This is a genomic window from Lactonifactor longoviformis, from assembly GCF_042848515.1.
Classification (GTDB): Bacteria; Bacillota; Clostridia; order Lachnospirales; family Lachnospiraceae; genus Lactonifactor; species Lactonifactor longoviformis.
This window is the reverse complement of the sequence record NZ_AP031453.1, coordinates 3,142,544-3,162,287: the sequence shown is the minus strand read 5'-3', so window position 1 is coordinate 3,162,287 and position 19,744 is coordinate 3,142,544. Positions and strand designations below refer to the sequence as shown.

Sequence of the window (19,744 nt, the reverse complement as noted above, 5' to 3'; positions counted from 1 at the left end):
CAAATGCTATTGTATAAATTGTATCATTAATGATAAGATAGTACAAGAATAAAAAGGGACAGGGCAGGTGCAAAAAGGGGACGTGTTCTTTCCAGAAAGAACACGTCCCCTTTTTGCACCTGCCCTGTCCCCAACATACAAAGGAGAGAATATTCTATGAGCAAATCTGACAAGTTACTATACCTGGAATGCTATTCCGGCATCAGCGGTGATATGACGGTAGGCGCACTCCTGGATCTGGGGGCCAGAGAGGAGGTCCTCCGGCGGGAATTGGCAAAGCTTCCGGTAACAGGTTACGATCTCAAAGTGGGAAGAACAAAAAAGTGCGGCATTGACGCCTGTGATTTTGACGTGATTCTCCGGGATGAACCATCCCATGGGGAACATCCCCACGGTCATCACCATCACGGGGAACACATCCACGGAGAATCCCATATGCACACCCACGAACATACTCATGAAGATCACCATGCCCATGAGCACCGTACCTACGGCGATATCAGCAGGATGCTCCGGGAAAGCAGTCTGGAAGAACCGGTTCTTGAGACGGCCAAAAAGATTTTCCATGTGGTAGCAGAGGCGGAGGCCAAGGTTCACCGTATGCCTTTGGAGGAGGTTCACTTCCATGAGGTGGGGGCTGTCGACTCTATTGTCGATATTGTGGCTGCCGCAGTGTGCCTTCACGATCTGGGAATCTCCCGGGTGGCGGTCTCTGTACTCCATGAAGGTACGGGAACCACCTGGTGCCAGCACGGACGAATTCCGGTCCCGGCTCCCGCGGTTCTGGAAATGATGGCAAGATACGGGCTGCCGGTAAAGATAACCGAGAATGAAGGTGAGATGATTACCCCCACCGGTGCTGCCATTGCGGCGGCTCTGCGCACGGAGACAGCACTGCCGGAGCGGTTTGTGGTGAAAAAAATCGGTATGGGGGCGGGAAAAAAGGAGTTTGCCCAGGCTAATATATTACGGGCTATGATTCTGGAAACCAAAGAGTTCTCCGGTCAAAAAGGAGCAAAAGAAGGCAGGAAAGAAGACCCACCCAAGGAGAGTGTCTGGGTGCTGGAGACCAATGTGGATGACTGTACCGGGGAACAGCTGGGCTATACCATAGAACAGCTGATGGACGCAGGCGCTCTGGATGCGGGCTGCTTTCCCGTAGGAATGAAAAAGAACCGCCCCGCCTATATGCTGCAGGTAATCTGCCGGGAGGACCAGAGAGAATCCCTGGAAAACCTCATTTTCAAGGAAACCACCAGCATCGGACTACGCCGGTATCAGGAAAGCCGCAGAGTACTAGAGAGAGAGTTCGCGGACGCAGACACCCCATGGGGAACCGCAAAAGTAAAGGTATGCAGCCATCACGGTGAGCGCTACTATTATCCGGAATACTCCAGCGTAAAAGAAATCAGCAAAAAAGCAGGGATTTCCTTACAGGCAGCCTATCATGAGATACAAAAGGCAGCAGAGCCAGGGGAAAGGACAGAAGGATGAAAGAGAAGAGACAACGGCTCACAGAGCTTGCAGACACTTATGCAAAAGAAGATATCTGCATTGCGTTTTCCGGGGGCATAGACAGCAGCCTGCTTCTCTGCCTGGCTGCGGAATGTGCGGCAAAGTACGGGACAAAAGTTCACGCAGTCACCTTTGACACCGTTCTTCACCCGCGATGCGACGTGGAGATTGCCAAACGTGTGGCAGAAGAGACAGGCGCCATCCACCACATCATAGAAGTCAACGAACTGGACAACCCGGAGATTCTGGATAATCCCAAAAACAGGTGTTACCTGTGCAAAAAGGCACTGTTTGGGCACCTCCTGGACTACGCCCGGGAAAACGGTATCTCCTGCGTACTGGAAGGAACCAACCACGATGACCTGTCTTCGTACCGTCCCGGCCTTCAGGCCATCCGGGAGCTGGGCATCCAAAGCCCCCTGGCCCAGGCTGGTCTCACAAAGGAAGAGATCCGTCAGTGGGCGGAAGAGATGGGAATCTCTGTGGCGAGGCGCCCTTCTACCCCCTGCCTGGCTACCCGCCTGCCCTACGGCGCCAGAATCGAGGCAGGCGTCCTGCGGCAGATTGAGAAGGGAGAGGCATATCTCCGGGACAAAGGCTATGCCAATGTGCGCATCCGTGTCCACGGGACCATAGCCAGAATAGAGATTGACAGGGAAGATTTCCTGCGGTTTATGGGGGAAGCCCGGGAGACGGCAGAACATATCAAACAGCTGGGATTTTCCTACGTGACCCTGGATCTGGAAGGCTTCCGATCCGGCAGCATGGATGAATAACAGGGCAAATCGGGAAAAAGGAAGGGTGATGGACATGAATGACAGCAGGATCCTTTTAATAGATGACGAAAAGGATGTGCTGGACCTAATAGAAGAGGTACTTCGAAAGGACGGCTTTTGGGAGATACAAAAAGCGTATACCGGGGAGGAAGCCCTGCGTCTCTGCCGGGAATTCCGCCCGGATGCCGCAGTGCTGGACGTGATGCTTCCGGACACCGACGGCATCGAATTATGCAGAAAAATACGGGAATTTTCTATCTGCTCCATTCTGTTTCTCTCCTCCAGAAACGAAGATATAGACAAGATTCTGGGACTTTCCGCCGGGGGAGATGATTATATTACCAAGCCCTTCAGTCCCAGAGAACTGGTCTTTCGGATCAAAGCACAGCTGCGCCGCCAGCAGTACCAGAAAGCCGTCCAGGGGTCTGCCCTTTTAAAAGCCGGCCCTCTTACCCTTGACAGGGAGAGCTGCCGCGCCTATAAAAACGGGGAAGAGATGAACCTGACCGGACGGGAATATCTTCTTCTCCTGTGTCTGATGGAGAATGCGGATCGTATTATCAGCAAAGAGCGCCTCTACGAGCAGGTCTGGGGAGAATACAGCAGCATCTGCGATAATACAATTATGGTTCACATCCGTCATTTGCGGGAAAAGCTGGAAGATACCCCCTCCGATCCCCGGCAGCTTGTCACAGTCAAAGGCCTTGGCTACAAATTAAAGAAATAAAGAAAAGGACTGAGTAAATGAGAAAATCCGGCTACCGCACTACGTTCCATATCTATCTGATATTCCTTGCCGCCCTGCTGGTGACAGCTGCGGCGGCAATCGGTCTCTCCTGCTCCCTGATTACCCTGCAGAAACCGGGGGGAGGGGCTGTAAGAAGTGACTGGCCGGCCGCCTTTGGGGAAGCATTTAAGGAACAGGTCATCCCCCAAGGGGAGGGGTTCCGTGTGACGTCATCCGGCCTGGAGCTGCTCCAAAAGAATCAGATTGGGCTGCAGATCCTGGATGCCGGGGGAAAGGAGTCAGCAAGCTTCCGAAAGCCCGCAAAGGCACAGGAAGCTTACACCCAGGCAGAGCTTCTGCAGATTGACAGAGCCGGAGCTCTGGAACAGTCTGACACAGCTGTCTATGTGGGAACCGCGGGAAGCGGGGAGAAAACCTGCATGTACCTCCTGCATTTTCCCTTAAAAGTAGAAAAAATCACCATGTATGTAAATAAAGACAGATTCTCCGGGGGAAAAGTCATGGTTCTGGCCTCCGCGGGAATACTCTTCGCTGCAGTCCTCGTGGCCGGCCTTCTGTACGGGCTTAAGACTGCCGGCTCCATGAGGCATCTGGCCGGATGCATCCGTGATATCTCAGATCGCCGCTACCATCCCGTTCAGAAGCGGGGGACATACCGGGATCTGTATGAGAGCCTGAATGCCATGTACGGGGAGCTTCTGGAAAGCGACCGCCTCCGGGAGGAGACCGCGGACAGGCAGAGGGCATGGATCGCCGGCATCACCCACGATTTGAAAACCCCTCTGTCCCCCATCCGGGGCTATGCAGAGATGTTAGCAGAGGAAGGAGAAAAGGCAGGGAAAGACTGCAGGCGCTATGCAAAAGTAATGCTTCAAAATGTGGACCGTATGGAAAGCCTGATGGATGACCTGAAAGTCATCTATCAGCTGGAAAGAGGGATCCTGCCCATGGATTTTAGGGAACAGAACCTGGTGCGGTTTCTGAGAGAACTGGTCATCTGCCTGCTCAACGATCCCAAATACCAGGACCGGACGATTCATTTTGTGAGCACAGAAGAAGAACTGCCCGTTTCCTTTGACCAAAAGCTTCTGGAACGGGCCGTTTTGAACCTCATGGTAAATGCTTTCGTACACGGGGATCCGGAAACGGAACTGACCCTCAAGGTATCTGCCGGGGAGGATAGCCTTGAGATTGCAGTGTCTGACAATGGCAGGGGAATGACAGACGAGGAGGCCGCCAGAGTGTTTGACCGGTACGTCCGGGGCAGGGATAGAGATCAAAGCCCAGAAGGCACAGGTCTGGGTCTGGCCATCGCAAAAGAGATTGCGGAACTTCACAGGGGAACCATTGAGGCGTTCGGCATTCCGGGTACAGGAACCACCTTTCTCATCCGTCTTCCCTTTTCTTAAGGTTAATTAAGGTTATCTGAAGCTCAGTTTAAGGCTGACAGTTTATCATTATCATATGATAGCTGCCGGCCTTTTTTGATCCGATCCTTCCGGGAGAAACAAAAAAGCAGGAGCAGCGCACAGGAGGTGTTCATTTGAAAATTATTATGAAATACATGCTAACGAATGTGAAAGAGCGCAGAACGAGAACAGCTGTCATGCTGTTATCCGTCATTTTGTCATCCGCCCTGCTCTTTGTCTCGTGTTCCATCAGTGCATCCTATGAAAGTGCACAGAGAAAAATGGCCCGGGGAATCTATGGGAGTGCCGCCGCTGTGGTTCGTCCCGCAGAGGAAGGAGAGTGCGCAGACAGCACTCTGATCCCGGATCTGCCCTCTGTGGGGGCAACAGCGGGAATTCTAAAAGGCAGTTCCCTGTATCACGAGGACGGGTATTATGAGACCGTGGATCTTGTCGCTGCAGACCTGAGACAGCTGGACAATATCAACAAACCCCGCCTGGCTGACGGGGGAGAGCTGTCAGACCTCTCCCCCGGGCAGATTGTTCTCCCGGACCGTTTTGCCTCAAAGTACAGGATTCAGAGAGGGGATACCGTTACCCTAAGGGTAAATGGGAACCCTGAGCACTTTACGGTGGCAGAAATTGCCGCCTATGATACCCTTTTTCTGCGGCAGACGAGAGGGGCTACCGCACTTTTATCCCTGCCGGATCTGGCCAGGATCCTGGGAAAGACAACAGGGTACAGCGAGATTCTTGTAAAGCCCGCAGAAGGGGTAACCCGGGAAGCGTTGATCGCAGATCTGAAAGAGGCCCTCCCGGAGGATATCTGTGAGGTGTCCGAGGCGGCAGATGAAGCACAAATCGAAGCCGGCGCCAGGCAGAAATCCATGCCCTTTTTTCTCATCAGCTTTTTTGCTATGACCATGAGTGTTTTTATCATTTACAGCAGCTACAAGGTGATCACTCTGGAACGTCTGCCCGTCATCGGAACCTTCCGGAGCATCGGCGCGACCAGGAGGACAGTGACAGGCATACTGCTGCTGGAGAGCCTTCTGTACGGCGGCATCGGGGGACTGCTGGGGATACCGGCCGGCATCCTTGTGCTGAGGCTGATTCTCCGGGGCATGGGCAGTTCCCTCTCAGGAGGCATTGAGATTCCCGCCGTCTGCCCGCCTTTGGGCATTTTCCTGTCCCTGTCTGCGGCAGTCACAGTCTCTCTCCTGAGCGCCTGGATCCCTGCATCCCGGGCCGGCCGTCTGCCCGTAAAAGAGGTAGTGCTGGGGAAAACAGAAGAGAAGACCCGTCCCGTCCGCCTTACCGTGGGAATCGGCACAGCCCTGTTTCTTGTATCTGCCGCCCTGCCCCGGCTGGTCTCGGGTACCATGGGCTATGCCGCGGGAGTTTTTTCTCTTCTGGGACTGATTGCAGCAGCCATCCTGGTGATTCCTCTTTTTGCAGATCTCTGCGCCATGGGGCTGGAACGCCTGTACGGCCTACTGTTTGGGAACGAGGGCAGGCTTGCAGCCCGGAATATCAGGGGAAATAAAAGCATTGCCCAGAACATTACACTGCTGTTTATCAGTATATCCGCAGTGATAGCCATCCAGGTGGTGGGAGATTTTGTGACAGCCTATATCACGGATGTATTCCGGGACGCGGAACTGGAGGGATTTGCAGACGGTTCCATGGATCGGGAATTTGTGCAGAAGGTGGAACAGATGGAGGGAATCCGCAGTGTGGTTCCTGTCTATGTATACAACAATGAAATTACAGCAGATCAGACGCCTCTGTCCCGGGCAGAGGCCACAGACAATCTGGAAGTCTACAGCTCCATGTTCGGGCTGGCTTATACAGAGAAAGGAATGGAGACAGAGGCAGCAGCAGCCTTCCGGGAAAAACGGGCAGTGATCCTGAGCGAAGAGTGGCTGAAGCAAAGGAACCTGTCTTTGGGGGATACACTTACCCTGTCCAACGGAGGCGCTTCGTATCCGTATACGGTGGCCGGCAGCTTCAAGTCCCGGGCCACAGATGTGGAGGCAATCCTGCCTGCTTCCTGTGCCGTATCTGATTTCGGCAAAGAGAGGTATGGACTGCTGGCCTATACCGCCCGGGATCCGGATGGGATTATGGTACAGATCCGGGATCTCTTCGGAGAAACCCCCAACTGGAGCCGGACGACAGAAGAATTCAACCAGGACGCGCTGTCTACGGTGGAGGCATTTCTTCAGCCTATGCACAGCATGACGTATTTCATACTGCTGCTGGCGGCCGCAGGGGTAATCAACAACCTGCTGATTCACTATATCCAGAACCGTCGCACGGCAGCCATGTATAGATCCGTGGGCCAGAGCCGCCGCCAGTACACAAAAATGACACTAATCGAAGGCTTCTCAGCCGGACTTCTGGGAGCCGCTGCCGCAGTGGCAGTCTCCTATATGGAAATACAGACCATTTTTCTTGTGGCAGGGCCAAAGATTGCCATGCAGCCAAGGCTTGAGGCGTCTGTTTTTCTGACGGCCGGAGCGATGGGAATTGCAGTTAACATGGCAGGGTGCCTGGTGCCCCTGATTAAAAATAAAAAAATGAAAATCGTGGAAGAAATTACATTTGAATAAGCAGTCAGGAGGAATAGAAGATGAGAGTATCTGAAGAAAAGACAGCCGTTGCGTGCAGAAATATTGTAAAAGAATACACCGTGGGCGGGGAGGGGGTCAGAGTGCTGGACGGCATCACCCTGAAGGTCTGCCGGGGAGAATTTGTCTCCATTATGGGGGAATCCGGTTCCGGAAAGAGTACGCTCCTCTATATCCTGGGAGGGCTGGACAGACCGACAGAGGGGAATGTCAGCATAAACGGCACGGATCTCTCAGGCCTGTCCGATGAAACTATGAGCAGGATGCGCCGGCAGAAAATAGGATTTGTATTCCAGTTCTACAACCTGATTCCCAACCTGAACGCGGAGGAGAATATTATGCTGCCTCTGCTTCTGGACGGGAAGCGGGCCCAGGATTACAGCGGCCGGCTTGCCCAGATGCTGGAGCTTGTGGGGCTTACCCAGAGGCGGAAGCACACTCCCAGAGAACTGTCCGGAGGACAGCAGCAGCGGGTGGCCATCGCCCGGGCGCTAATGAGCAGACCGGAGATCCTCTTTGCGGACGAACCCACCGGAAACCTGGACAGCCGGACCGGGGCAGAGATCATGTCCCTGCTGGAAGAGATTAACCGGGAGAGGGGACAGACGATTATCATGGTCACCCATTCCCCGGAAGCAGCCAAAAGCAGCAGCAGAATTATTACCGTCCGGGACGGAAAGCTGAAAGAATAGCACAGACCGGCCCCTGCGCTTCCCTTCCGTCTCGAAATTCTTTACCGATGATCCAACAGAAAAAAAGTGTGTTATAATACGACTGTTTAAACACTTAAACAGAAAGGGGCCGAATATGGAACATAAGACAGACGACATAAAGACACTGCAGCAGGAATTCATCAGCTGCCAAAAGCTTCTGACAGCTTTGGGAGACAGCAACAGACAGCACCTGCTGTGCATTATGCTGGAATGCGACTGCAGCGGCAGCAGAGTGATTGATATTGCGGAGAAGACCAATCTGTCCAGGCCGGCAGTTTCCCACCATATGCAGATACTAAAAGACGCCGGCGTGGTAAAATCCAGAAAAGAAGGGACCTGCATCTATTACTATCTGGATCCCTGTGACAATGAAATCGGAAAGATCATGGAGCTGTGTGCCCATATCAGGGCAATTATGAAATCAGTGCCCGACAGAAGCGGGGAAGAATAAGAGGAGGCGTGTACCATATGATACTATATTTTTCAGGAACAGGAAACAGCGCATACATTGCCAAAAAGATTGCCGGGATCACAGGAGACAGCATTCTCTCCATGAACGAACGCATCCGGAAGAAAGATATCTCCGAAATTCACTCTGAGAACAGCCTGGTGTTTGTAGTGCCCACATATGCATGGAGAATCCCCAGGGTGGCTGAGGAGTGGATCCGCAGGACCCCATTTACCGGGAATCCTAGTGCCTATTTCGTTATGAGCTGCGGGGGCAGCATCGGAAATGCCGGCAAATACCTGCGCCGGCTTTGTGAACAGAAAAAATGGAGGTATCTGGGAGCTGCGGAGATCGTTATGCCGGAAAACTATATTGCCCTCTATGAAGCCCCAAAAGAAGAGGAAGCAAAGCGCATCATAGAACGGGCTGAGCCCTCCATCCTGGCGGCAGCAGATATCATCCGAAAAGGAGCGCCGTTTCCCCGGAAGACGATTACAGTAAAGGACAGAATAGACAGTTCCCTTGTAAATGATGCATTTTATCCCCTGATCGTGAAGGCAAAAAAATTCAGGGCAGAGGATACCTGCACAGGCTGCGGCCGGTGTGTCAGAGAGTGCCCTCTCAACAATATCTCCCTGAAAGATAAAAAACCTGTGTGGGGGAATTCCTGTACCCACTGCATGGCCTGCATCTGTAAATGTCCGGCAGAAGCCATTGAATATGGGACAAAGAGCGTGCATAAAGTGCGCTACCAGTGTCCCCGGTAAAAGGAGGAGTGAGAATTGATCTTTTATTTTTCGGCAACTGGTAATTCAAAGCATGCGGCAGAAGTCATTGGAACGAAAACGGGTGAAACGCTGAAAGATATCACAGAGTGTGTGAAAGAGAACCAATTTGCCTTTCAGGTATCCGGGGAAGAACGGGTTGGCATCATATCCCCCACATATTGCTGGGGGCTGCCGGTCATCGTAATGGAATTCCTGGAAAAATGGAAGGTGGAGGCGGGGGACAATACGTATTTCTACTTTGTGACCACCTACGGAACCACCACAGGCCAGTCGGGAAAGCGGGCAAATGAATACCTGGAATCAAAAGGTCATTCCTTTGCTGCATACTATTCAGTAAAAATGCCGGATTCCTGGACGCCTGTCTTTGATTTGTCAGATCCTGAAAAGGTGAGAAGAATCAACGAAAAAGCAGAAGAAGAGATACGGCAGGCGGCAGATAAAATCAGCCGGCGGGCCGCGGGGAACTATATGCGTCACAGAATTCCAGATTTTGCATCCAAGATCTACTATAAGACTTACGATACAAAGCGCAGGACAGCCAACTTCCGGGTGGAGGACAGCTGCATCGGCTGCGGCCTATGCGAAAAGAAATGTCCGGCAGATGCCATTACCCTGAAAGAAGGAACCCCTGTGTGGACCAGGGAGAAGTGTGTCATGTGTCTGGGGTGCCTGCACCGGTGTCCCAGGTTTTCCATCCAGTATGGAGAAAAATCAAAGAAACATGGGCAGTACGTATATCCCGGCAAATAACAGGCATGCTCCATTTCCCAAAAAGCTATTGTATAAATAGATTCATTAATGATATGATAGTGAGAGAGCAAAAAGGGACAGGGCAGGGTGCAAAAGGGGACGTGTTCTTTCCAGAAAGAACACGTCCCCTTTTGCACCCTGATACAGAGAAAGAGGGTTTGATCTATCATGAAAAACCGTATTTTACTGAAAACGAATCTGATGGTCTGCCTGGTCATAGCGGCAGGATTTCTACTGACCGCTGTGTTCAGCTACCGATTAAACTACAGCGCTTCCCTGGAAAGCATTGAGCAGGTTTCCCAGCTGACCTCAGAGGGCATCTATCACCAGATGAACAACATCTTATCCAAGCCTGTGAACGTCTCTCAGACTATGGCCAATGACAGTCTGCTGAAAGATATTCTTCTCCAGGAGTCCGGGCGTCTGGAGGATCCGGATTATATAGAGGTGCTGCAGGAATATCTGCAGGCCTATCAAAAAAAATACGGATATGACTCTGTATTCCTGGTATCAGCAGCCACTGCCCGTTATTATAATTTTAACGGTCTGGATCGGGTATTGGAACCGGACGACCCGGAAAATAAGTGGTATTACGACGTACTGCTGCCCTCAGACGCGGAGTACGCCATGAATGTGGATAACGATGAGGTAGCCAACGCGGAAAATGCAATTACGCTGTTTGTCAACTGCAAAATCAAGGATGGTGCCGGCAAGCTTTTAGGCGTAGTGGGCGTGGGAGTCCGTATCGATCAGCTGCAGAGCATATTGCAGAAATATCAGGATAACTTCAGGCTTACCCCTTACTTTATCGACGAGGAGGGCGTGATCGAACTTTCCGTAGAGCACACCGGGTATGATCCTGTCAACCTTTTTGATACGTCTGGCCGGCAAGATGCAAAGGAAGATATTCTGAACTGGAAGGATGATGACTCAGCGATCAGCTTCTGGGATCTGAACCCTGCGGGCCGGAAACGGGACTATATAGTATCCCGTTATCTGCCTGAAATCGGCTGGCATCTGGTGGTTGAACGGGATACCAGTGAACTGATACGTACGCTGAACCGGCAGATGACCATTGCTGTAGTCGTCATTATTGTTATTATCGCTGTAATTTTATTTATTATTACCCGCGTGATACAAAGCTTCAACAGAAAAATAGTGGTCCTGGAACGTGCCTGTGAGCAGGAACGGAAAAGTATGTTTGAAAAAGCCACAAATCAGCTGTTTGAAGATATTTATGAGCTGGATGTCACCCACAACCGCCCGGCCAATCAGGTTACGGAACGGTATTTCGAGAGTCTGGGTGCGCCTGCCGGAACACCCTACGACAAAGCGCTGTCCATCATCGCAGAAAAACAGATTATGCCGGAGTTTCGTCAGGGCTATCTGAAGACCTTTTCCCCGCAAAATGTACTGGAAGGTTTCAGGCAGGGCAGAGAATCTTTAAGCTATGACTTTATGATTTCCAATGACAGTGTGAACTATTACTGGATGCGCATCACTGCCCGGCTGATCCTTTCAGAGAGCGACGGATCACTTCATATGCTGGTCTACCGTCAAAACATCGACGCCGAGAAAAAGCAGGAGCAGCGTATGCTGGAGCTGGCGCGAACGGATGAGATGACAGGACTTCTCAACAAAGCCGCAACCCAGAAACTGGTAGAGAAAAGGCTGGAGGAAGCTCCGGAGCGCCTGTCGGCTTTCTTTATATTTGACATCGATCATTTCAAGGATGCCAATGACTTTTTCGGCCACGCATTTGGAGACAAGGTGATCTGCAGTTTTACCGGCATTCTGCGGGAAAACTTCCGCCGGGGGGATTTGCTTGGACGCATCGGCGGGGATGAATTTGCCGCTTTTCTTCCGGTTTCGGACGTTGCGTGGGCAGCAAAAAAAGCCCGGGAACTGAACATGCTGCTGGACCGGGATTATGTGGACGGGAACAACCGGTGGCATATGTCCGCCAGTATCGGCGTTGCCTTCTCACCCAGGGACGGTATTCATTTTGACACGCTTTACCAGAAAGCCGATGCGGCGCTGTATGAGACTAAAAAAAGAGGTAGAGGGAGTTTTACCTTATACCGCGGCATTGCAGGAGGACAATATGAAGATAATTGAAGTCACAGAACGAACCCCATTACTGATACAACAGCTCTTAGAAATATGGGAAAGGTCTGTTCGGGCAACACATCTGTTTTTATCAGACCGCGAAATAGAGAAAATTAAAGACTATGTTCCGCAAGCATTGAACGAGATTCCTCATTTGATTGTTCTGGAAGCGGAATATCCTATTGCTTTTATGGGGATTGATGGACAAAAACTTGAAATGCTGTTTATTTCCAGTGAAGCAAGAGGAAAAGGATTTGGGAAAAGGTTGGTTCAATACGGAATAAAAACTTATTCCATCAATGAATTAGCCGTAAATGAGCAAAATCCGCTGGCGAAAGGGTTTTATGAACACATGGGCTTTCAGGTCTATAAAAGAACGGAGAATGACGAGCAGGGAAACCCTTATCCGCTTTTATACATGAAATTGGACTGACTATTTATTCCGTAAAGTACCCCAAATCAACAGGGAGAATCACAAAAGGAGGAATCCGGCCGTCGTATGCGGCGGGATTCCTCCTTATTTTGAACACTTACGGGCAGGTTCCGTCCAGATTCTCCTCCATCACCTTCTCCACTGCATTCACAATATTCTGGTATCCGGTGCAACGGCAGAGATTTCCTGCCATGTGCTTTTTGATGGCTTCCCGGGTCAGCTTCTCCCCGCGTTCCAGGAGAACTGTGGCAGACATCACAAAGCCCGGGGTACAGAAACCGCACTGGATAGCCCCTTCCTCGATAAACGCCTCCTGGATTCGGGTGAGCTCTCCGTCCGGTCCCACAAGCCCCTCCAGGGTTCGTATGTTTTTGCCGTCGGCCCACACTGCCAGGTAAATACAGGAATCAATGGTTTCCCCGTCGATGATAACGGTACAGGCGCCGCATTCCCCCACTTCACAGCCCTTCTTCACAGAAGTAAGCCCCAGCCGGTTTCTCAGCATATCCAGCAGAGATTCCCTCACATCTACATACTCAGCGATTTCTTTTCCGTTCACGGTACATCGTACCAGCTGCATCTGTTTATCCATGATCTAGCCCTCCTGTCTCTTGACTGCTTTTTCCAGAGCCCGGCGGGCAATCTCCCCGCCGATCTGAAGGCGGAACTTCTTCGAAGCCCTCCAGGAATCCCTGGGATTGATTTCCTCACGCACCGCATCCTCTGCCAGCTGATACAGGTCTTCTCCCACAACGCGCCCTTTCAGCTTTTCCTCAGCCGCTCTGCACCGGAGGGGAACCGGTGCGGCCACACCGAAGGTAATCTTCACATCCTCCAGCACCCGGGTCATAGGCTCTACCCTGCAGAGGACAGAGCAGCTTAAGGTGGCAATATCCATGGCATTTCGCATGGAATACTTAATATAGTATCCGCTGTAACCCTCGTAATGGGATCTGGGAACCACAATATGGGTCAGAATCTCATCCTGCTTCAGATCCACACGGCCGGGACCTAAGTAAAAGTCCTGAATGGAAGCGGTCCGTGTACCTCTGGGGCTTGCGATCTCCAGAAGCACCTCAAGGGAACAGGCCGTGGGAGCGCTGTCCGCGCTCACCGCTCCGTTGCAGAGATTCCCTCCGATGGTTCCGATGTTGCGCACCTGGGGACCGCCTACCTGGTCCACGGCCTCCCCCAATACGGGAATGTATTTCTGTATCACAGGATCCCCGGTAATATGGCTGAAGGTAGTGGCCGCGCCGATGCGGATATCTTTGTCCTCTGTGAGAACCACACCGTACAGCTCGGGTATCTTCCGTATGGATACCAGCTCACAGCCGGCCATCTTTCCCTCCCTGGTTTTGATCAGCACATCACTCCCCCCGCAGATAATCCTGGCGCCGGGGTGTTCTGCCAGAAGGGCAGCGGCTTCATCGATGGTATTTGCTTCATAATAGCCTGTAATATCATACATGGCCTTTCCCTCCTTCTATAGTAATCCTGCCTGGTCAAAGGCATCAATGAGTTTCTGGGGTGTCAGAGGATTCGAATTAACAGCAACCCCTGTGGCGTGGAGCACCGCATTGCGGATGGCTGGAGCTGTGGGAATAGCCGGAGGCTCGCCCAGGGCTTTATTCCCGTAAGGTCCGGTGGGATCCGGCTCCTCCACAAACTCCACGGCCAGATCCGGTGCGTCCAGAGCCGTCTGAAGCTTGTAGTCCAGAAGGGTGCCGTTTAACACCCGGCCGGTCTTGGGATCTATGAGCATCTGCTCCGACAGTCCGTAGCCCAGCCCCATGGACATTCCGCCGTGAACCTGCATCGTAGCAAGCTGGGGATTTAAAAGCGTGCCGCTGTCGTGAACCTGGATAATATCCAGAACCTTCACCTTACCCAGCTTCATATCCACCTCCACCTCCACAAAGCAGGCGCCGAAGGAGAGGGCGTTGTCTTTTGTCTGCAGAGATACCTCTGCGGTGATAGCGGAAGAGTTCGTAAGACTGTAATAGCTCTCCATAGCCACTTCCTCCAGAGAAATAGCCTCTTCCCCATCCATATAAATCATCTTCCGGTCCAGCGTCAGTTCCCGGTCAGTATCGTTAAGGAGTGTTCTGGCATAGGCCAGAATCTTTTCCTTCAGCTGAAGGGCGCACTGCTTTACCGCATTCCCGGTGACATAGGACTGGCGGGAAGCGTAGGCCCCTGTGTCAAAGGGCGTCACGTCCGTATCCTGATTGGTCTGGATATGTACATCAGCAGGGTCAAGGCCCAGGGTCTCCGCTGCCATCTGGGTAAATACAGTATCCGCGCCCTGGCCGATCTCTGTGGCGCCCACCATCAGCTGCACACTGCCGTCCTGGTTCAGCACCAGCCGGGCACCGGAGATTTCCAGGGAAATCGGCCATACGCCGGTTTTATAGCTGAAGATTGCCATCCCCACGCCCCGGCGGACGGGGCCGGTCTGGCGGGCATAGGCCGCTCTCTTTTCTTTCCAGTGAATATAGTTTGCGCCTTTCTCCATACAGTCCACTACGTGATTCGTATTAGCTGCAATGGGGGTGAGGAAGGGATCGGCAAAGAACCCTTTGTACACATTCATTTTACGGAATTCCAGGGGGTCCATCTGCAGCTTGTAAGCCGCATCGTCCATAAAGCATTCCCCTGCAAAGGCAAACTGGGGAATGCCGTACGCGCGCATAGCGCCGCCCACCGGGCAGTTGGTGTACACCGTATAGGCAGAAGCGCGCACATTCTCTACCTCATACATATGCCTCCAGGCGGTAGCTCCGTTTGCCACAATGGCATGGCCGTGGGAGGCATACGCCCCCTGGTTGGAGACGGCGGTCATATCCTTGGCCAGAATCCGGCCGTCCTTACGAACCCCCATAACAAGGTCATAGTGGATGGAATGGCGGGTTCTGGTGTTGCAGAAGGTTTCCTCCCGGGTAAGCTCCAGCTTTACGGTCCGTCCCCCCACCTGGGTGGTGAGAAAGGCATTCAGGGGTTCGTAGAGCACATCCTGCTTATTTCCAAAGCCCCCGCCGATGTAAGGCTTGATTACCCGCACCTTCCCCCAGGGAATCCCCAGAGCCTGGCCGATGACCCGCTTTATAATATGAGGAATCTGGGTGGAGGTCACTACCACGATCCGTCCTTTGTCCATATATGCGTAGGAAACAGGATTCTCTATATGGCAGTGCTGTATGATGGGAGTGTCGTAGGTTCCGCGTACAATGACATCAGAAGCTTCCAGCGCCTCGTCTACCTTTCCCAGCTCATAATTGCTCTGTGCCAGAATATTATCCGGCTTTTCCTCGTGCACCGGAGGCGTGGTGCCTTTCATGGCAGTGAGGGGGTCCGTGACAGGAGGATACTCTTCATATTCAACTTCAATGAGCTTTAAGGCCCTGGAAGCAGCTACCTCATCCTCCGCAATAACGGCTGCAATATCGTCCCCGTAATAGCGGACCCGGTCTGTGAGAAGACTCCGGTCAGCCACATCCTGATGGGCCGGCTCCACGGACCAGGGATGGCCGGGGGTAGGGAACTTCGTGTCAGGCACATCCCGGAAGGTAACTACCTTCACTACCCCTTCCAGGGCCTCCGCTTTGCTGGTGTCAATGGATACTACACGGCCATTTGCAATAGAAGCGTGGTACACTTTGGCGACCAGACATTTATCCAAAATCATATCGTCCGTAAACTGTGCTCTGCCGGTGACTTTTTCATAGGCGTCCACACGGGGGATACTCGTTCCGATGGTCATATACATCCCTTCCTTTCTTATAAATAAATCATTGCTTAGGGGTATTATACCATACTGGAGAGAGAGTTCCAAATAGAATTGGCAAAAATATTTTGATAAATACAAAAAAATTGTTATCTGTACATGGTAAACTATTTGCGAAAGAATCTTATATGGCCTTCCCTGTTTATCCGCATATTTTTCAGGAATTTATGAAAGAAATATAATAAGGAATAAATTGCATGGTAATAAGGAGGTTTTTTATGTCAGAAACAGTATTTGGCTATATCAGGGTATCATCAAAGGATCAGAACGAGGCGCGGCAGCTGGCGTCCCTGAAGGAGTATCACATCCCGCCGAATCAGCTCTTTATTGACAAACAAAGCGGCAAAGACTTTAACCGGCCGGCTTACAGAAGGCTCATGCGCCGCATAAAGCCGGGAGATCTGCTGCTGGTAAAAAGCATCGACCGTCTGGGAAGAAATTACGATGAAATCCTGGAGCAGTGGCGGATTCTCACAAAAGAAAAGAGGGCAAATGTACTGGTGCTGGATATGCCCCTTCTGGACACTCGGACAAGAGGAAATGATCTAACCGGGGTGTTCATCGCAGACCTGGTCCTCCAGATCCTGTCATATGTGGCCCAGACAGAGCGGGAAAACATCCGCCAGCGCCAGGCCGAGGGCATCGCGGAAGCCAAACGGCGGGGCGTCCGGTTCGGAAGAGCCGAAAAACCAATACCGGAAGGATTTGCAGACATTGTAAAAAAATGGAGAAAAAAAGAAATAACCTGCGAGGAGGCATTGGAAGAATTAGACATAAGCAGAAGCTATTTCTTTAAGAAAGTTAAGCAGCTTCAACTATAAACAGGCGAAAAAAGCAGAAAATAAAAAAAGAGTACATATAAGATTATATATGTACACTACTCTGTACTCTGCAAAATGCGACAAATATTGCTAAAATAGCTAAATTTATTATAACAAATAAACGAAAAAAATCAAGTATTTTAATGTGTACACTAATGTACTCTGCAAGAACAAAGAATTTCGTATCACTTCTTGCTAAATAACTATTAATATATTATACTAGATTTAATAAAAATGCAAGTATTTCAAAGTACACTAGGAAAAACTGCTGATTAATAGAAAAGCAGAAATGCAAAAGATACAGCTCCGGCAAAACCAGCGAAAGCTGGTGGCGCAAAGCTAGAGGGCCTAAGCTTACAAAGAGTATGGCAGCCAGTTGCACAATATCATGGCATCACTTAAAAAATTGTCTTACAAAAGATATCGTGAGAGAGCTTATAGAAAAATGCGAATCATAAGCTCTTTTTTTGTGCGCAAAATGAAAGGAAAGAGTTAACAGAATTATATAGGGTTATCACGGAGGAGAAGGTGAAGGTATGAAATGGATCTTAAAAACAACGGCAGTATTAGGAAGTATTGGCTGTTTAACCTGGGCTTCTGTTCTGGTTATATTTGCCAGAAATAGTGAAGTGAGTCATCAGGCAGCTGCACCAGGCAGTACGGCAGTAGATCCCGGTATGGCTATTTTAGCAGCCGGGATTGCAGGTGTAGTGGGTATTCTTGTATATGTAAGACGAAATAAAATCAAAGAGAAGGTATAGGAAAACTGGCGGTGTGTCGAAACATCGCCGGTTTTTCGTGAGATTAATATTAGAGGCGGGATTATGAGTGATAACAATAGTAAAGATAACGTATGGGTACAGAGAGCCCTCGTGATTGTATTCATGGATATACTGGCAGTTCTGGCATCGTATATGCTGGCGCTGTTTATGCGGTTTGACTTTATATTTTCTAAAATACCCAGACTGTACCTTGAGGGGTATCTCTGGTCTATGCCCTTTTGGGTGATTTCGACGGTGGTGGTATTCTATGCCTGCCGTCTGTATCACAGCATCTGGCGTCTGGCAAGTGTCGCAGAGGTGAGAAGGATCATTGCAGCATACATGATTCTAATGCCGGTTCAAATCTTTGGTATGCTGTTTATGCATCTGCATATGCCGAGATCCTACTATTTCATGGGATATATTATCTGCATGTGTCTGACAACCGGAATCCGGTTTTCCTACAGACTCTTAAGGCTGTATACCAGCCGGAGCCAGCAGGATGGTCCTGGCATAAGGGATCGGATTATGATTATCGGGGCAGGTTCCGCCGGGCAGATGCTGTTAAAGGAATTATTCAACAGCAGGCGTCTGAACTCGAAAGTATGCTGCCTGATTGACGACAATCCTTCCAAGAAGGGACGTTTGCTAGAGGGAATTCCTATTGTTGGGGGCAGAGATGATATTCCGGATATGGTGAAGGAGTATCACATTACCAGCATTATCCTGGCAATACCGGCAGCGACCGCGAAGGACAGAAAAGAGATCCTTGATATATGCAAGCATACAGGGTGCAAGCTCCAGACTCTCCCGGGTATCTACCAGTTGGTGAAGGGGGAGGTAAAGGTCAGCCAGCTAAGAGACGTGGAAGTGGAAGACCTTCTTGGGAGAGAACAGGTGAAGGTAAATAATGAGGAAATTCTCCATGCCATCGGCGGTAAGGTGGTCTTGGTTACCGGAGGCGGCGGTTCTATCGGCAGCGAGCTCTGCAGGCAGATTGCCAAGGCAAAGCCGAAGCAGCTCATTTTATTTGACATCTATGAGAACAATGCGTATGATATTCAGCAGGAACTTTTAAGGACGTACCCCAAGGAGGAGCTGAATCTGGTTGCCCTGATTGGAACCGTTAGAAACACGAACCGGCTGAACTGGGTCATGAATACCTATCGGCCGGATATCGTATTCCATGCAGCGGCCCACAAGCATGTGCCTCTCATGGAGGACAGCCCGAATGAGGCTATAAAAAACAATGTTCTGGGCACCTACAAAACAGCGGTGGCAGCCTGCCGGGCAGGGGTAAAGAAATTTGTCCTTATCTCTACAGATAAAGCGGTGAATCCCACCAATATCATGGGGGCTTCCAAGCGGCTGTGTGAGATGGTGGTGCAGATGATGAACCGGCAATACTCCAATACAGATTTTGTGGCAGTTCGGTTTGGAAATGTGCTGGGGAGCAACGGCAGTGTGATCCCGCTGTTTAAAAAGCAGATTGCGGCCGGAGGGCCGGTGACGGTGACGGATAAGAGAGTGATCCGGTATTTCATGACCATTCCGGAGGCAGTGTCCCTGGTGCTGCAGGTCAGCTACTACGCCAAGGGCGGCGAGATTTTTATCCTGGATATGGGTGAACCGGTGAAGATTGATGATATGGCAAGGAACCTGATTCGGCTGTCCGGGTATGTACCGGACGTGGATATCCCTGTAGTTTATACAGGGCTGAGACCTGGTGAGAAGCTATACGAAGAGCTTCTGATGGAAGAAGAAGGACTGCAGGAGACCGAGAATGAGCTGATACATATAGGGAAGCCTATTGAGATGGATGACGAATGGTTTAAGAAGAAGCTGCGGCAGTTGGATGAGGCTAGTTTTAGGGAGAGCGGGGAGATGAAGGAGATTGTGGCGGAGATAGTTCCGACGTATCATCCTGAGGGGGAATAATTAAGGGAAATGCCTTTAGCTAGGGTTAAGAATAACTTTGCAGTTTATAAAGTTAGTGTTATGATGAAACAGTGCATATGCTGCAGGCAGAAGAGATGATTCTTTTATGAATTTT

General features: G+C 50.9%; 17 protein-coding genes and 1 riboswitch. Of the genes, 14 read left to right on the top strand and 3 right to left on the bottom strand.

Annotation, left to right across the window (positions count from 1 at the left end; translation table 11 throughout):
- Positions 1–156 precede the first annotated feature (156 nt).
- The 11 genes from larC to ACGHCT_RS14415 all read left to right on the top strand — a co-directional run bounded on the left by larC (position 157) and on the right by ACGHCT_RS14415 (position 12,322).
- Positions 157–1,494 carry a nickel pincer cofactor biosynthesis protein LarC gene (larC, locus tag ACGHCT_RS14465; RefSeq protein ID WP_390436518.1) on the top strand — a complete coding sequence of 446 codons (1,338 nt, stop codon included), beginning with the start codon at positions 157–159 and terminating at the stop codon, positions 1,492–1,494.
- On the top strand, positions 1,491–2,291 hold the full coding sequence (larE, locus tag ACGHCT_RS14460) for an ATP-dependent sacrificial sulfur transferase LarE (RefSeq protein ID WP_390436516.1): 801 nt from the start codon (positions 1,491–1,493) through the stop codon (positions 2,289–2,291). The genes larC and larE overlap by 4 nt, the downstream gene beginning before the upstream one ends.
- Positions 2,292–2,325: 34 nt before the next feature.
- Entirely contained in the window at positions 2,326–3,018 is a 693-nt protein-coding gene (locus ACGHCT_RS14455; protein ID WP_390436514.1) for a response regulator transcription factor, read from the top strand.
- A gap of 17 nt (positions 3,019–3,035) precedes the next feature.
- Positions 3,036–4,448, top strand: a complete 1,413-nt coding sequence (locus ACGHCT_RS14450) for a sensor histidine kinase (protein ID WP_390436512.1) — start codon at positions 3,036–3,038, stop codon at positions 4,446–4,448.
- A gap of 134 nt (positions 4,449–4,582) precedes the next feature.
- On the top strand, positions 4,583–7,063 hold the full coding sequence (locus tag ACGHCT_RS14445) for an FtsX-like permease family protein (RefSeq protein ID WP_390436510.1): 2,481 nt from the start codon (positions 4,583–4,585) through the stop codon (positions 7,061–7,063).
- A gap of 20 nt (positions 7,064–7,083) precedes the next feature.
- Positions 7,084–7,773, top strand: a complete 690-nt coding sequence (locus ACGHCT_RS14440; RefSeq protein WP_072852119.1) for an ABC transporter ATP-binding protein — start codon at positions 7,084–7,086, stop codon at positions 7,771–7,773.
- A 115-nt stretch (positions 7,774–7,888) separates the two neighbouring features.
- Positions 7,889–8,245 carry a helix-turn-helix transcriptional regulator gene (locus ACGHCT_RS14435; RefSeq protein ID WP_072852117.1) on the top strand — a complete coding sequence of 119 codons (357 nt, stop codon included), beginning with the start codon at positions 7,889–7,891 and terminating at the stop codon, positions 8,243–8,245.
- A gap of 17 nt (positions 8,246–8,262) precedes the next feature.
- A complete protein-coding gene (locus tag ACGHCT_RS14430; RefSeq protein ID WP_390436508.1) occupies positions 8,263–9,009 on the top strand; it encodes an EFR1 family ferrodoxin in 747 nt (248 codons plus the stop codon).
- A gap of 15 nt (positions 9,010–9,024) precedes the next feature.
- Entirely contained in the window at positions 9,025–9,780 is a 756-nt protein-coding gene (locus ACGHCT_RS14425; protein WP_390436507.1) for an EFR1 family ferrodoxin, read from the top strand.
- A gap of 168 nt (positions 9,781–9,948) precedes the next feature.
- Positions 9,949–11,898 carry a diguanylate cyclase gene (locus ACGHCT_RS14420; RefSeq protein ID WP_390436505.1) on the top strand — a complete coding sequence of 650 codons (1,950 nt, stop codon included), beginning with the start codon at positions 9,949–9,951 and terminating at the stop codon, positions 11,896–11,898.
- A complete protein-coding gene (locus ACGHCT_RS14415) occupies positions 11,885–12,322 on the top strand; it encodes a GNAT family N-acetyltransferase (RefSeq protein WP_390436503.1) in 438 nt (145 codons plus the stop codon). The genes ACGHCT_RS14420 and ACGHCT_RS14415 overlap by 14 nt, the downstream gene beginning before the upstream one ends.
- Before the next feature lie 97 nt (positions 12,323–12,419).
- On the opposite strand, the gene xdhC is transcribed toward ACGHCT_RS14415, so the two are convergent.
- The 3 genes from xdhC to xdhA are packed head-to-tail and all read right to left on the bottom strand — an operon-like array spanning position 12,420 to position 16,085.
- Positions 12,420–12,914, bottom strand: coding sequence for a xanthine dehydrogenase subunit XdhC (xdhC, locus tag ACGHCT_RS14410; RefSeq protein ID WP_072852108.1), 495 nt, complete (start codon positions 12,912–12,914; stop codon positions 12,420–12,422).
- A 3-nt stretch (positions 12,915–12,917) separates the two neighbouring features.
- On the bottom strand, positions 12,918–13,793 hold the full coding sequence (gene xdhB / locus ACGHCT_RS14405) for a xanthine dehydrogenase subunit XdhB (protein WP_390436501.1): 876 nt from the start codon (positions 13,791–13,793) through the stop codon (positions 12,918–12,920).
- A gap of 15 nt (positions 13,794–13,808) precedes the next feature.
- Positions 13,809–16,085, bottom strand: a complete 2,277-nt coding sequence (xdhA, locus tag ACGHCT_RS14400; protein WP_390436499.1) for a xanthine dehydrogenase subunit XdhA — start codon at positions 16,083–16,085, stop codon at positions 13,809–13,811.
- A 242-nt stretch (positions 16,086–16,327) separates the two neighbouring features.
- On the opposite strand from xdhA, the gene ACGHCT_RS14395 reads away from it, so the two are divergent.
- The 3 genes from ACGHCT_RS14395 to ACGHCT_RS14385 all read left to right on the top strand — a co-directional run bounded on the left by ACGHCT_RS14395 (position 16,328) and on the right by ACGHCT_RS14385 (position 19,629).
- Positions 16,328–16,930: a recombinase family protein gene (locus tag ACGHCT_RS14395; RefSeq protein WP_072852102.1), complete on the top strand. Its 603-nt coding sequence runs from the start codon at positions 16,328–16,330 to the stop codon at positions 16,928–16,930.
- Positions 16,931–17,228: 298 nt separating this feature from the next.
- Positions 17,229–17,314, top strand: a riboswitch (cyclic di-GMP riboswitch).
- A gap of 152 nt (positions 17,315–17,466) precedes the next feature.
- Positions 17,467–17,691: a hypothetical protein gene (locus ACGHCT_RS14390; protein ID WP_390436497.1), complete on the top strand. Its 225-nt coding sequence runs from the start codon at positions 17,467–17,469 to the stop codon at positions 17,689–17,691.
- A gap of 63 nt (positions 17,692–17,754) precedes the next feature.
- Positions 17,755–19,629, top strand: coding sequence for a polysaccharide biosynthesis protein (locus ACGHCT_RS14385; protein WP_390436495.1), 1,875 nt, complete (start codon positions 17,755–17,757; stop codon positions 19,627–19,629).
- Positions 19,630–19,744 lie beyond the last annotated feature (115 nt).

What these genes read in the sequence shown, in the direction of transcription:
- ACGHCT_RS14415 (WP_390436503.1), top strand. Translation starts at nt 11,885, where the DNA reads ATGAAGATAATTGAAGTCACAGAACGAACCCCATTACTGATACAACAG.
- larE (WP_390436516.1), top strand. Translation starts at nt 1,491, where the DNA reads ATGAAAGAGAAGAGACAACGGCTCACAGAGCTTGCAGACACTTATGCA.
- ACGHCT_RS14420 (WP_390436505.1), top strand. Translation starts at nt 9,949, where the DNA reads ATGAAAAACCGTATTTTACTGAAAACGAATCTGATGGTCTGCCTGGTC.
- ACGHCT_RS14395 (WP_072852102.1), top strand. Translation starts at nt 16,328, where the DNA reads ATGTCAGAAACAGTATTTGGCTATATCAGGGTATCATCAAAGGATCAG.
- ACGHCT_RS14450 (WP_390436512.1), top strand. Translation starts at nt 3,036, where the DNA reads ATGAGAAAATCCGGCTACCGCACTACGTTCCATATCTATCTGATATTC.
- ACGHCT_RS14390 (WP_390436497.1), top strand. Translation starts at nt 17,467, where the DNA reads ATGAAATGGATCTTAAAAACAACGGCAGTATTAGGAAGTATTGGCTGT.
- ACGHCT_RS14430 (WP_390436508.1), top strand. Translation starts at nt 8,263, where the DNA reads ATGATACTATATTTTTCAGGAACAGGAAACAGCGCATACATTGCCAAA.
- xdhC (WP_072852108.1), bottom strand. Translation starts at nt 12,914, where the DNA reads ATGGATAAACAGATGCAGCTGGTACGATGTACCGTGAACGGAAAAGAA.
- xdhB (WP_390436501.1), bottom strand. Translation starts at nt 13,793, where the DNA reads ATGTATGATATTACAGGCTATTATGAAGCAAATACCATCGATGAAGCC.
- xdhA (WP_390436499.1), bottom strand. Translation starts at nt 16,085, where the DNA reads ATGACCATCGGAACGAGTATCCCCCGTGTGGACGCCTATGAAAAAGTC.
- ACGHCT_RS14435 (WP_072852117.1), top strand. Translation starts at nt 7,889, where the DNA reads ATGGAACATAAGACAGACGACATAAAGACACTGCAGCAGGAATTCATC.
- ACGHCT_RS14455 (WP_390436514.1), top strand. Translation starts at nt 2,326, where the DNA reads ATGAATGACAGCAGGATCCTTTTAATAGATGACGAAAAGGATGTGCTG.
- ACGHCT_RS14440 (WP_072852119.1), top strand. Translation starts at nt 7,084, where the DNA reads ATGAGAGTATCTGAAGAAAAGACAGCCGTTGCGTGCAGAAATATTGTA.
- larC (WP_390436518.1), top strand. Translation starts at nt 157, where the DNA reads ATGAGCAAATCTGACAAGTTACTATACCTGGAATGCTATTCCGGCATC.
- ACGHCT_RS14385 (WP_390436495.1), top strand. Translation starts at nt 17,755, where the DNA reads ATGAGTGATAACAATAGTAAAGATAACGTATGGGTACAGAGAGCCCTC.